Below are 257 nucleotides of genomic sequence, written 5' to 3'. Positions count from 1 at the left end.
ATATGATGCTCGATCGCCTAGAGGACAGTTTTCAACAAGTTTCTCGTTTTACGGCTGATGCAGCCCATGAGCTAAAAACACCACTCACAGTGCTAAGAGGCAAGCTTGAACAAGCTGTGTTGTCTGAAAACCCATCGCTATTGGATCTCAATGCCATTCTTGATGAAGTAGGGCATTTGTCGGCTATTACCCGTAAATTGTTGCTGCTATCACAGGCGGATTCTGGCTCTATGGCGTTGCATTTTGAACCGATAAAT

1 protein-coding gene is annotated in these 257 nt (G+C 44.7%); it reads left to right on the top strand.

Annotated features, from left to right (window positions below; translation table 11 throughout):
- Window positions 1-257, top strand: a 257-nt coding sequence (locus tag AAEY88_RS14385) for a histidine kinase dimerization/phospho-acceptor domain-containing protein (RefSeq protein WP_350563483.1), incomplete at both ends; no start/stop codon positions are given.

The organism is Psychrobacter sp. CAL346-MNA-CIBAN-0220 (genome assembly GCF_040309805.1).
Taxonomy (GTDB): Bacteria; Pseudomonadota; Gammaproteobacteria; order Pseudomonadales; family Moraxellaceae; genus Psychrobacter.
The sequence above is the reverse complement of the archived record's forward strand: the minus strand, read 5'-3'. Positions and strand labels throughout refer to the sequence as shown.